Origin of the sequence: Microcoleus sp. T3_D1 (genome assembly GCF_036700405.1) — a bacterium.
GTDB lineage: Bacteria > Cyanobacteriota > Cyanobacteriia > Cyanobacteriales > Microcoleaceae > Microcoleus.
The window spans coordinates 1-12,225 of sequence record NZ_JAUBOV010000128.1; the positions used below are offsets into that span (position 1 = coordinate 1).

The following is a 12,225-nucleotide window of genomic DNA, read 5'->3' on the forward strand; positions in this document are numbered from 1 at the left end:
TATTGTACAATACGCGAGCGGGGACGCTCGCACTACAATAAAAAAATGCTTTTTACAAAACTGAGATGCTCCCTATCACTTCCTGCTTATACAAGTTTAAAAAATGCAACTCTAGACAGGCTCTAAACACTTATTTCCTCAGTCATTCCCAATCTAAAATCTAAAATCTAAAATCTACAATCTACAATGGTATTACTTTGCGTTACTAATAGGAATTTTTACCAAAAATTCCGTGCCTCCGCCCGGAGGCTGAGAAATTTTGATGCTGCCGCCGTGTCCATCCACTACAATTTTGTAGCTGATTGCTAACCCCAAACCAGTACCTTTGCCCACCGGTTTAGTAGTAAAAAATGGGTTAAAAATTTGGTCTTTAACGCTGTCGGGAATGCCGGGGCCGTTGTCGGCGATCGCCACTTTCAGAAATTTAGCGCCATGTTCGCGAACTACTCCCGTGGAAATAGTAATAATTTTATCCAGGCGATCGATCTCGTTCAAGGCATCGATCGCATTACTCAGCAAGTTCATAAACACCTGATTGAGGTGAGAGGGATAGCACTCGACTGAAGGCACTTTTCCGTATTTTTTGACTATATAAATTCTATTTTTGATGCGGTTGGAGAGCAGCAGCAAGGTATTTTCTATACCTTCGTGAATGTCCGCCAGCTTTTTGTCAGACTCATCCAGGCGAGAAAAGTTTCGCAAAGAAAGAACTATGCTGCGAATGCGTTCGCTTCCTATTTTCATTGAATTCAATATATGCGGCAAATCCTCCTCGATAAATTCTAACTCGATTTCTTCGGTAAAATCTGCGATTTCCTGGGGAACCTCTGGGAAGGCTTGTTTGTATAAACTCACCAACTCTAATAAATCTTTAGTATATTTGCTGGTGTGAGGCAAATTAGCCGAAATGAAGTTAACGGGGTTGTTGATTTCGTGCGCTATTCCAGCCACCATTTGACCTAGGGATGACATTTTTTCGCTCTGCACTAAATGAGTTTGAGTTTTTTTCAGTTCATTTAAGGCACTATTAAGCAGTTTTACTTGGTCTTGGGTTTGACTGTAAAGGTGAGCTTGAGTAATTGCGATCGCCAATTGGTCGGCTACAGCTTTTAATAGTTGGATTTCCTCCCGGCTCCAAAGCCAGTGAGTAGCGTGGCTACAAATTAAATAACCCTGCGGCTGGTTCTGAGTCTGGACAGGTACGGCTAAATAGCTATTAGCTTTAAGTTCCGGCGGTTGAGTTACACCCTTGGCCCAAGTGTCGCTCGAAAGAATAATTGGTTCGCCTTGACCACTCCGTACTAACACATTTTCGAGAAAGTAAGACTCAAAATTTATGGCTTGTGTCGGAGAATCAGATGGGCAACATTCCCACAGGATTTGTAACCTTTTTTCTGGCGGTTTGTACCAACCAAAAGCCGCCCGTTCTAGGTGTAGCAAACTTACTATTTCTTCTACTGTACTTTGCACAATTTGGTCTAATTCCAGAGAAGCGCGAATGCGTCCGGCAATCCGGTTGAGCATGGCTTCTCGCTCCGCTTGAGCGCGATTGTTTTCGGAGGAGTAAATTAGCCAAATTGCTGCTAGCATTGCCGGGACGAGCAGTCCGGCGACTACGGATGTCAGCAAATTTAATGCTTGCAGTTGGGATTCAATATTTTCGCGGGGAATTACTAAAGCCATCGACCAGTTAACTTCCTTGAGGGGAGCATAGGCCACATACACCCATTTGTTATCTATTTTTACCAGTTCGATGTTCGTCTGGCGGTCGATCATCTGCCGCGCGATTGTGGAGAGAGCGGGGTCTTTTGACTGTAAAAAGCTTGGGGTCGGCAGGTCGATATTTCCGATTAAGTTACTGTTGGGATGAACAATTGGCACTCCTTGTGAATTGAGCGCAAAAGCATAACTATCGGAACCGTACTGCAAGCTATTAGCCACAGATGCTACTCTGTCTAATTTAATGCTGCCTGAAAGGACTCCAATTACTTTATTGGGAGCGGGAGGTAAAGCCCAAATAGGAGCTGAAATAATAATCGTAGAAACTTTTGTAGTGCGGCCGATCAGCGGGTCGGAAACGTTGAGCTGTCCGGCCATTGCTTTTTGAAAGTGTTGGCGGTCTTTGCTGTTCGCGCGGTTGCCTAAAGTGTTGATAAATGAGCCGTCGGGTTGAGTTAATGACAGGATGAAATACTCTTTTAATCTGTATATTTCTCCTTGCAACCGGGGCTCGACTAATTGCCAATTGAGAGTGCCCACCGTAGGATCGTAAGCAATGGTTTCTATTTCTGCTTTGCGGCTGCTGAGCCAGCGGTCGATTTCATCGGTGCCTTTTTCTAGTTTTAATAGTGCTATTTGCTTTAAATTGTCGAGGATTAGTCCGCGCACAAAAAAATAGCTGATGCAAGCAGTTGTGCTAATGGTTAAAGCCGTGGTGGCCAGAATTAGCAGGGTCAGCAAATGGCGGCGCTGCCGTCTGTGCTGCCAAAGACTGTGCGCTTGCTGCCACCCTGATTGAGCAGAATTGCTGATGTTTGCCCAAAATTGGCGCAGCTTTTTTGCTTGGTGTGGCCGCGGCGCAGACACAGATCCGGCTTGATTTGCTGGGTTTTGCATCATCAAATGTTCTCTCCGAATCAAATTCATCAAACGGTATTGGTCATTCGGCTGAATTAATATCAGCCAAGTCGTGAGACCAGTTTCAGAAAATAATGCAACTGTAGGCCAGTGATCCCAACCCTAGTAGTCATCAGTCATTCGCAATCTAAAATCTAAAATCTAAAATCTAAAATGGTATGACTTGCATTCCTGACTGCAAACAATTCTTATTCCGATCGCACCCTTGCCTTCTATTTTGGCATCAGCTTTATATTTTGACCTTCGGTTTACCTAATTGAGGTAACTGCTTTACGATATCTTTAATCTCTATCTCGTTTGTATAACAAAATAATTATAAATAACACAGAGAAAACACGGAGTTTTTTAAATTAGCAATGTATTATAAGGGAGAGGTAAATACTTATTGACAATTTTACCAATTTGCGCTATGGTGTCAAGGGGAAATTTTTTCGTCTAAAGCTTTTTTAGCCAAGCCGGTTGCATAAACGGTGAGGGCGATCGTTGCTAGCAAACCAATGCCGTAGAGAGTCCACTCAGCAGCAGTGCGCGATCGTCCTTGCGATCCGAGTGCAGCCAAACTCCCAGCCAGGGAACCGATATAAACATACATGACAGTTCCGGGAATCATGCCGATCCAAGATGCCAAAAAATAATCTTTTAGAGATACTTGCGTGACTCCAAAAGCATAGTTAAGTAAATTAAAGGGAAAAATGGGAGAAAGCCGCGTCAGCAGCACAATTTTCCATCCTTCAGAGGCAACTGCGGAGTCGATCGCCTTAAATTTTTGATTGCCCTCTATCTGTTTGGAAACCCAGTCGCGAGTTAAATACCGCCCTACCAAAAAAGCGCAAGTTGCGCCTAAAACCGAGCCGATGGAAACACAAACCGAACCGCCAACGACTCCAAACAAAACGCCAGAACCGAGAGTCAGCAAAGAACCGGGGATAAATAGAACCGTTGCGACAATGTAAATTAGAATAAAAGCTGCCGGGCCCCACGGGCCGAGACTAGCGATCGACTCCAGCGCATTTTTCAGAATTCCTTGAAAGTTAAAAAACCTGGTCGCTGCAATTAAAGCCACAGCTAAACCAATCCCTAAAATCAGCTTCCACCTGTTGGAGGGCGGCGGATTTTCACCGGGCGATCGCGAATCATTCATTACCTAAACTCCCCAGTCTAAATTGCATACACCGTCGTTTCCAGGGTAGGGACACTCCAAAAGCCCATTAGTGTCAACTTAAGCTGTTCGCCCGCCAAGTCCATCCGCCCACCCGCCAGTCCGCCAGGGGTTGAAACCCCTGTCTAATAGCGAAAGTCCTCTCAAGAGGACTAATAACTTCTTCAGTCCTCTTTTAGAGGACTTTAGCTTTGAGGCAGGGGTTTAAACCCCTGCCGGACTATGGGTTCTACCTTAACTTGACACCTATGGGCTCTTGGAGTGTCCCTACTGTATTGCTCAAATCAAAGTACCGCCGCAGCTAGAACCGCTACCTGCCGTACATCCATAACAATAAGCAGCCGTTTGCACCTCTTGAATCACCTCTAAACTGCCCGATTCGAGCAATTTAGCAGCAGTTATCTTTTCCCCGCTGCCAGTTTTCGCCGGCAGATTTTCCATCTGGTTAAAATCGCAGTCGTAGACATTGCCCAAATAGTCGATCGACAATTCGTTGCGGCACATTAAATGTTCCAGAGTACCGGGATTAAAATTATCCTCCAAAAACCCCAGATAAGGCTTGTGAAGTTTCTTATGTTCCAAATGAAACTTCGTCCGTCCCACCGGCAAATTAGTAATCGCGAACAATTGATTAAAACAAATCCCAAAATGTTCGGCTAAATAAACCTTGTAATCTTGCTCTAACTTGCCTTGTTCCGGTGTTAGCGAAAACTTATCTGTTGCCGGCACTTGTGGATTGTACACCAAATCCAGAGTTAAATTTGGGTTTTTCCCGTATCCCAACTGATTTAGCTTTTGCAGCGCCCGAATCGAACTGTCAAAAACACCGTTACCGCGCATTTTGTCAACATTGTCAGCTTGGTAGCAGGGAAGCGACGCCACAATTCTAAGTTGGTGCTGCGCGCAATAGTCGGGAATATCTTCAAAACCTTTTTCAAAGTAAATCGTCAAATTAGAACGAACAATTACCTCTTTACCTGCCGCCCTGGCAGCTTCCGCTAGCGGTTTAAAACCGTAAAGCATTTCGGGAGCACCGCCGGTGAGGTCAACAGTTTGAATTTGAGGAAAGCGGCGAATGATTTCAATTAATTGGTCGCAAATTTCCGGGGAAAGTTCTTCTGTTCGTGTCGGGCTAGCTTCTACGTGGCAGTGAGTGCAAGCGAGGTTGCAGCGTTTGCCGAGATTAATTTGTAAAACTGTAATCTGCTTTTTAGTTAAAGCTGAGTTAATTTTGTTTTTGAAAGGCGTGACTGCGGTCTGAATCATGTGCTAAACTTTTTGGTCTGTGCTCGCAACGAATTTAGAGGCGTTCCAGCGGAACGCCTCTCATAATTTAGCACTAATTCTTTGGATGCGACCGATCCAGGGAGCATCTCAGTTTTGCATTTACAGTGCGAGCGTCCCCGCTCGCGTCTTGTACAATACGCGAGCGGGGACGCTCGCACTACAATAAAAAAAATGCTTTTTACAAAACTGAGATGCTCCCCCGATCCAAATTTTAACGGGTCGCTACAAAGTTAATTGAAACTCACATCTTGCACCCTTATTGAAAACAGGCTTTCCGGCCTGTTCCACAGGAGATTAATTTTCTTGTGGAACAGGCCGGAAAGCCTGTTCAGAAAAGCCTTATTGACAATACTACAACTCAGTTAAAGCTGACATCTTACACCATTCTCAATAACAGGCAAGATGCCTGTTCCACAAAAGAGGAATTTTGTTGTTGTGGAACAGGCCGGAAAGCCTGTTCAGAAAAGGCTTATTGACAATACTGCAAGAGCTGAGTTAAAGCCGACAAGGCAAGAATTCTAATTTTGAGACTAATCTTACTTTAGAGAGTCAACTAATGTTTCAACTCGTGCTTTAATTTCATCTCGAACGCGGTGAAAAGTTTCGATGGGTTGTCCGTCGGGATCGTCGAGTTGCCAATCTTCAAACACTTCTCGCAATACCCACGCTTCGGGTAAATTCACGCCGCAGCCACAGAGAGAAATTACTGCATCGTAGTCTTCTGCATTGAATTCGTTTAATGGGTTGGAGGTTTGATCTGTGATGTCAATGCCGATTTCTGACATGACTTGAATTGCTGTCGGATGAACTCTGCTAGATTCTAACCCGGAACTGGTGACTCCAATCTTGCCGGCTCCAATGGTTTTAGCAAATCCTTCTGCCATTTGCGATCTGCAGGAGTTTCTTTTGCAAACAAACATTACTTTTTTCATGGTTTTTGTTGGTTGTTAGTTGTTAGTTGGTGCTTGTTAGTTAGATGTTTCAAGGGCGCGATTTGCTAGTGCGATCGCCTCTTTAGCTGCTTGTTCCTTGCGTTCGCTGTAGCGATCGGTCAAATAGTCGGTTTGCTCCCGCAACAGCAAGGTAAACTTGTACAGTTCCTCCATTACGTCGATCGCGCGATCGCGATAAGGCGAATCCTTCATCGTCCCATCATCGTTAAATTCCTGATAAGCCTTAGCAACCGAAGACTGATTCGGAATCGTAAACATCCGCATCCAGCGACCCAAAATTCTCAAAGTATTGACAGCATTAAAAGACTGCGAACCGCCGCTGACTTGCATTACCGCCAAAGTTCGGCCTTGAGTCGGTCTGACAGCCCCAATACTTAAAGGAATCCAGTCAATTTGATTTTTCATAATGCCGGTAATATTGCCGTGCATTTCTGGACTCGACCACACTTGACCCTCCGACCACAGGCTCAATTCCCGTAATTCTTGAACCTTCGGATGAGTATCAGGAACGCTACCATAAATCGGCAATTCTAGAGGATTAAAAAACCTAACCTCTGCACCGAAGCCCTCAATAATTCGAGCCGACTCTTCCGCCAACAAGCGGCTGTAAGAACGCTCTCTTAAAGAGCCGTATAAAAAGAGAATTCTGGGTTTATGAGTAAATTCGTTCATGAGATTCTAGCAATGGGAATTGGGAAAACAACGAGGGTCTCGCAGCGAGGCAGTTTCTGGTTTTCGGGGAAACCAAAATGCTGTTCGCTTGCAGAATTCTACTAACATTAACATCACTGGAACCTCAATTAAAACACCGACTACTGTAGCCAAGGCTGCACCTGAGTTTAAGCCAAAAAGCATCACAGCCGTAGCAATCGCTACCTCAAAATGATTGCTGGCCCCAATCAGGGCGGCCGGTGCTGAATCTTCGTAGCACAGGTTGAGTTTTAAAGCTGCTACATAAGAAATCAGGAAAATGAAGTTTGTCTGGATAAACAGAGGCACAGCAATTAAAAGAATGTGCAGAGGATTATTAACAATCAACTCTCCTTTGAAGGCAAACAAAAGAATTAGCGTAATCAAAAGGGCAGCCGTAGCAACTGGACTCAGATATTGCATAAACTCTCGTTCAAACCATTCTCGCCCTTTATGTTTGAAAATCCAGAAACGGCTATACATTCCGGCGGCTAAGGGCAAACCGACATAAATGAATACAGACAATACTATTGTCTGCCAAGGAACAACTAAATCATTGGCTGCTAACAGCCATCTGCCTAATGGTGCATATAAAAACAGCATTGCTAGGGAATTAACAGCAACCATAACGAGGGTATGTCCTTGATTGCCGTAGGAGAGATATCCCCACATTAAAACCATCGCAGTACAAGGGGCAATTCCTAATAATATTGTACCCGCAATGTAGGAACTAGCGATGGAGACTTCACTGCCACGAATTATTTCTGTGCCGGTAATGAGGGGGCGAAATAGCCAACCTAAGAAAAACTGAGAAAATGCTACCATTGTAAATGGTTTGATAACCCAGTTGACGACTAATGTTAAGATTACTGGTTTGGGCGTTCGCGCTGCATGGGCCGCCTGGGTAAAGTCTATTTTTACCATGATGGGATACATCATAAAAAATAGACAAATGGCAATAGGAATTGACACCTGATAAAAGCTGAGAGCATCAAGGGTGACGGCGACGCTGGGGAATAGTCTACCGAGAATAATACCGCCTAAAATGCAAAGAAATACCCAAAGGGTGAGGTATCTTTCAAAAAAACTGAGCTTGCTTCCTGCTTGGACAGGTGAGTTAGTGGCTTGAGGATGGTTCATTTTAGTTAACTGGTAAGTGAAAATTCATGAGAAAAACTCAAAATTTAGCCTGCTGTCGCAATAACTCGCCAATAGTCAAGTCAAGCTGAGCTTGACCACCAAAAACTGTGCCCACCTTCCCATTGTAGAAGTGCTGATAAATTAGTTGATAGCCTTCTTTTGGTAAAGGAATATAACCCACAGAACTAACTAAGGTCGGAGCTTTTTTCATGTAGAATTCTACAAAGTTGCGTAGTTCTACTTTATTTTGAGCCGAGTTGTAGTTGACATAGATAAATAGAGGTCGTGCCAGGGGCTGATACTGAGCTTTTTCTACAGTTTCGCGGGATGGCAACACTGCTCCTTTGCCTCTGTCAATACCTACAGCTTTCAATTGACTTTGGTTGTCTTCGTAATACGACAATCCAAAGTAACCTAAAGCATTTTCGTCTTTAATAACTCCTTGCACTAAAACTTGGTCGTCTTCACTAGCTGTATAGTCGGTACGGCTGGCTTTCGCAGTACCTACTGTTGCCTCTGTGAAATAGTCAAATGTACCGGAATCTTTGCCGGCACCGTAAAGGGTTATAGGTCGATTTGGCCAATTAGGTCGAATCTGATTCCAGCGGGTAATTTTTCCTTGGGCGGCGGGTTCCCAAAGTTTTTTTAGTTCCTCTACAGTAATGTCTTTTATCCAGTTATTTTTGGGATTGACTACTACTGTGAGCGCGTCAAATGCGACAGGTAATTCGTAGTAGCGGATGCCAGCTTTGTTGCAGGCTTCCATTTCCCCTGGGCTGATGGGGCGCGAGGCGTTGCTGATGTCAGTTTCGCCAGCACAAAACTTTCTAAATCCTCCACCAGTACCGGAGAATTCAACAGTAATTGATGCTTTTTTGGGATTGGTAGTTTGATATTCTTTGGCGATCGCATCCGTAATTGGATACACGGTGCTGGAACCGTCTATTTTAATGCTTTGCGATTCTGGCGACTGGACTTGTCCGCAGGAGCTGAGAAGCCCGATCGCACCTATGATCAAAGCAATTATACTTAGTGCGAAAGCCTTGGGCTTTTCTGCTGGCTTCATTGACCTCACCCAATGCCATAACTAAGGGATACACTGGAATCATATCAATAAAATTTGATATGTCAAGTATGAGGGAAGACAAACAGGCAATCAACACATTAAGAAATGTTGATGGGTTAATCTGCGTCGAAACAAGGGCGCGCCGGCAGGATCTGGCTGAAGCGGCGGTATTCGGCTAGGTACTGTTCCAGGGCGACAAACTGAGCTAAATTGAGGCTGTAGTAAATCCAGCGCCCTTCTTGGCGGCTGCGGACTAAAGCTGCATCCTTCAAGGTTTTGAGGTGGAAAGAGAGTTTAGGCTGAGGGACAGAAAGCCGATCGCACAATTCGCAAACACACAACTCCTGTTCCCGCAGCAACTCCAAAATCTGAATCCGCAGGGGGTCAGAAAGAGCGTGAAAGCCGGAGGAGACAAGTTTTTCCGAAATTGGCGGCTGTGAAATGCGATCGGGCGCAGCCGTAGAATTTTTAAGCATCAATTATTTAGAAAACATCCATAGCTGGTAAAAGTATAGTCATTTATTGCATGACATGGGAGGCTTCAAGTCCCTCCCCCTTCCCTTTCACTTTGAGCGGATCGACCCGCATTGGCCCAACTACGCAGCTCCCTATCAAGAGTGCTGAACGCATTTGGGATTGCTTTTCTGAGAATGTTATACGCTGCATTCACGTCAGAATTAATTAACCGACCAGTCGATGTTTTGTACAAACCTCGCTTGATTCGTTTACCAGTAAACACAGGAGCTTTTTCTGTTTTCCCGTAGACAGGGATTGAATCTAAACCCAAAAAATTTGCGCGAGATGTGTAAGATTCTTCCTGTACAATTACATCGATTCCTACCAACTGAGCTTTGTATTCCAACATCTCAATCAATCGAGAGTGAGGAATACTAACAAAGTTTTGGTTGGTTGGCTTCCCTAGATCAATTTCTGTTTTCCACTGCGCGTTCTTGCCAATTACTAGCGTCCCAATCTGCTTGGTGAGCAAAAGGTTAATAATTAGACGGCTAGCATGATGTAAGTAATTGTCAACTTTCTGATTGCGACAGCGAGTTAAGCGCTGAATTCGGGGTGATATTTTGCGGTTCCCTTTTAACTGGGATTGTAATCGTGATTTTCGCTTGTTGTAGAACTGGTTGATCGATTTCAATGGTCGCCCGTTAATCAACAAAGGGAGAAATCCCGGTTGATTTGAAATTAACGCCACTAAATTATCCAATCCTAAATCAATACTAGCTACAGAGTTGGCATTGTCGATGGTGGACTCCGGTTCACTTCGACTACGCTCAGTACAAGCATCATAAATTACCTCAATTACATAGGAATCACATTTCGGCACCACTCTAACTTGGCAAATCTGGTCAGGATTGACTTTAGTTTTAATTAAAAAGTCAGTACCAGAAAGCTTGACAATCCCCTTCTTCAACTGTTTACTACTAATTGCTTGAATCGTGTAGATGAGAAGGTTTCGCCCTTTGACCTTATCTTTGTACTTTGGTAGTTTTGGGCGACCTGTGAATTTGGAATGATCGACTTTGTAAGCTTTAACAGCCTCAAAAAACGATTTCCAATTCTTGTCTAAAACCATCAAGATTTGTTGACTGACCTTGGCAGGCAAAGCCTTATATGCTTCGTGAGACTTCATCAAACGATTCATTTCGTTGTAATTGACATAACCCCATCCATAAATAAAACTCTGACGAATGACGTAATTGGCGGCATTGTAGAGGTTTTTGGACTTGAAAGCTAGTTCGTCAATTTGGGCGAAACGGTGTTCCGTTGATTTAATGATGTGCCTCTGTGTTAGTTGCATTTGAGACTTGCGTTTTTTGGGCTATGCGTATTCCTTGTTCAACACTCACAACAATAGAATACCATTATTGTTTATAATTGCTTATAAACTCAATGAAGTTTTACAATACAAAACATCATAGTTTCTCAAGCTTCATCCCAGAAAATCAGTGCATTCAGCATCGACAGATCCTTCGGACTTGATTACTTAGGATTCTGTACCCTTGCCGGCACATCTGTCAGTCCCGCCTTCTGCATCAGCGAAATCACCCCTATAGATAGAATTCCCCCAATGATTGCCCCGACAACTACCAGGATGATAAAGACTTTTTGCAGAGTTTTTTTAGTTGCCGGGTGGTACTGTTTCGGCAATGCTTCACCTTGCTCGTCAACTTCTTGCTCCAAGGGGTCTAGCGGATTGGAGGGATTTGAGTTAAAGGGATTGGGCGCTTGATTCATGGCTGGCTTTGGTTAAAGGATATCAACAACTATTTTAACTTGCGATTTGCACGCAGCAGCTTAAATAATACATTCTGGTTTCACTCAAGACTCTATAAAATTTATTAAGATACCGAGAATTTTACCAACATTATTAATAAAATATTCGCTGGTGTCAATCTCGATCGCAATTCCTTCTAATTTGAAAAATTTCCAGATACTACCAGTTGTGACAACTCCATAAATTGTCTGAATGTCATTTTCTTGACGCTGGTTAAATATTTGTGCTGCGATCGTTTCTGCCATGCACTGTCCTAAGCCGGATTGGATGTTGTCATTTTTGGCTTCAACCAAGGCGATAACTGGGGATTCAATGACTAGCTGTTCCGGCGATCGGCTAATTAGAAAATCGCAATAACCGCTCAACCCCCTAGCAGCGTCTACATTGAATTCTCGACCGGAAAATAAACTCATCCGTTCCGGTAGCCGTTTTTTTATCTCAACTAATATTGGCGCGATAATTAGCTCGGAGCGAGCTTTCTCGGAATTAATTTCTAGTGCTAAAGGCAGATTGAATTGCAAAGTTTCTTGCAAAAAACTGCTTGGTTCTCTTTCAGGGAGATCGGCAAACAAGCCAACCGTTCTAGCCAAGGTGATGCCGAAAGTTGCCTTAATTTGTTCTATGCTAAATTGATTGTAGGGCATTTAACTCCCTCTCCCGAAAAATTAAGTGTTTTTCAGAAGCTAATATTATATCACTTGAGGCGCTAAAATTTGAAGCGGGGGTATTTCAGGGCTGTTTCATTCTCACCAAAAACATGAATTTTGTAGGGGTAGTGCTACCCCTACTCCCCGTGCCTACCCCCGACCTAGACGATTCGATCGGCTGATCAGACCAAGAGGGCCGGCACGGGGGCACGGCCCCTACGGAGAATGAAACAGCCCTGGGGGGTATTTGTATATTTGCCTGCTTGTCCAATGCTTTCTTTGAAATACTCACCGGCATAAATGCGCGGTGATTCTTGACGCTTCATAGGGTTCTGCTAACCGTTGCTAGTCTAACA

General features: G+C 44.0%; 10 protein-coding genes and 1 pseudogene. All 11 read right to left on the minus strand.

Annotated elements, in window-relative coordinates; genetic code table 11:
• Positions 1–192 precede the first annotated feature (192 nt).
• Complete coding sequence (locus QT992_RS31755; protein WP_333320320.1) at positions 193–2,619, minus strand: ATP-binding protein; 2,427 nt, start codon at positions 2,617–2,619, stop codon at positions 193–195.
• Positions 2,620–3,052: 433 nt separating this feature from the next.
• Entirely contained in the window at positions 3,053–3,778 is a 726-nt protein-coding gene (locus QT992_RS31760) for a TVP38/TMEM64 family protein (RefSeq protein ID WP_333320322.1), read from the minus strand.
• 297 nt (positions 3,779–4,075) lie between these two features.
• Positions 4,076–5,062 (minus strand): arsenosugar biosynthesis radical SAM (seleno)protein ArsS, encoded by a 987-nt coding sequence (gene arsS / locus QT992_RS31765; RefSeq protein ID WP_333320324.1) that lies wholly within the window; start codon positions 5,060–5,062, stop codon positions 4,076–4,078.
• 557 nt (positions 5,063–5,619) lie between these two features.
• Positions 5,620–6,015, minus strand: coding sequence for an arsenate reductase, glutathione/glutaredoxin type (arsC, locus tag QT992_RS31770; protein ID WP_190732266.1), 396 nt, complete (start codon positions 6,013–6,015; stop codon positions 5,620–5,622).
• Positions 6,016–6,051: 36 nt separating this feature from the next.
• Positions 6,052–6,708, minus strand: coding sequence for an arsenical resistance protein ArsH (arsH, locus tag QT992_RS31775; RefSeq protein ID WP_333343000.1), 657 nt, complete (start codon positions 6,706–6,708; stop codon positions 6,052–6,054).
• Positions 6,709–6,714: 6 nt separating this feature from the next.
• Positions 6,715–7,866 carry an ACR3 family arsenite efflux transporter gene (gene arsB / locus QT992_RS31780; RefSeq protein ID WP_333343001.1) on the minus strand — a complete coding sequence of 384 codons (1,152 nt, stop codon included), beginning with the start codon at positions 7,864–7,866 and terminating at the stop codon, positions 6,715–6,717.
• A gap of 37 nt (positions 7,867–7,903) precedes the next feature.
• Positions 7,904–8,932 (minus strand): PstS family phosphate ABC transporter substrate-binding protein, encoded by a 1,029-nt coding sequence (locus tag QT992_RS31785; RefSeq protein WP_333343002.1) that lies wholly within the window; start codon positions 8,930–8,932, stop codon positions 7,904–7,906.
• Between the two features lie 116 nt (positions 8,933–9,048).
• Positions 9,049–9,408 (minus strand): metalloregulator ArsR/SmtB family transcription factor, encoded by a 360-nt coding sequence (locus tag QT992_RS31790; protein ID WP_333315877.1) that lies wholly within the window; start codon positions 9,406–9,408, stop codon positions 9,049–9,051.
• A gap of 43 nt (positions 9,409–9,451) precedes the next feature.
• Positions 9,452–10,745: pseudogene (locus QT992_RS31795) on the minus strand (RNA-guided endonuclease InsQ/TnpB family protein).
• Positions 10,746–10,927: 182 nt separating this feature from the next.
• Entirely contained in the window at positions 10,928–11,182 is a 255-nt protein-coding gene (locus QT992_RS31800) for a hypothetical protein (protein WP_333075830.1), read from the minus strand.
• Between the two features lie 84 nt (positions 11,183–11,266).
• Positions 11,267–11,866 (minus strand): hypothetical protein, encoded by a 600-nt coding sequence (locus QT992_RS31805; RefSeq protein ID WP_333343078.1) that lies wholly within the window; start codon positions 11,864–11,866, stop codon positions 11,267–11,269.
• Positions 11,867–12,225: the final 359 nt, after the last annotated feature.

What these genes read in the sequence shown, in the direction of transcription:
- QT992_RS31755 (WP_333320320.1), bottom strand. Translation starts at nt 2,619, where the DNA reads ATGATGCAAAACCCAGCAAATCAAGCCGGATCTGTGTCTGCGCCGCGG.
- QT992_RS31760 (WP_333320322.1), bottom strand. Translation starts at nt 3,778, where the DNA reads ATGAATGATTCGCGATCGCCCGGTGAAAATCCGCCGCCCTCCAACAGG.
- arsS (WP_333320324.1), bottom strand. Translation starts at nt 5,062, where the DNA reads ATGATTCAGACCGCAGTCACGCCTTTCAAAAACAAAATTAACTCAGCT.
- arsC (WP_190732266.1), bottom strand. Translation starts at nt 6,015, where the DNA reads ATGAAAAAAGTAATGTTTGTTTGCAAAAGAAACTCCTGCAGATCGCAA.
- arsH (WP_333343000.1), bottom strand. Translation starts at nt 6,708, where the DNA reads ATGAACGAATTTACTCATAAACCCAGAATTCTCTTTTTATACGGCTCT.
- arsB (WP_333343001.1), bottom strand. Translation starts at nt 7,866, where the DNA reads ATGAACCATCCTCAAGCCACTAACTCACCTGTCCAAGCAGGAAGCAAG.
- QT992_RS31785 (WP_333343002.1), bottom strand. Translation starts at nt 8,932, where the DNA reads ATGAAGCCAGCAGAAAAGCCCAAGGCTTTCGCACTAAGTATAATTGCT.
- QT992_RS31790 (WP_333315877.1), bottom strand. Translation starts at nt 9,408, where the DNA reads ATGCTTAAAAATTCTACGGCTGCGCCCGATCGCATTTCACAGCCGCCA.
- QT992_RS31800 (WP_333075830.1), bottom strand. Translation starts at nt 11,182, where the DNA reads ATGAATCAAGCGCCCAATCCCTTTAACTCAAATCCCTCCAATCCGCTA.
- QT992_RS31805 (WP_333343078.1), bottom strand. Translation starts at nt 11,866, where the DNA reads ATGCCCTACAATCAATTTAGCATAGAACAAATTAAGGCAACTTTCGGC.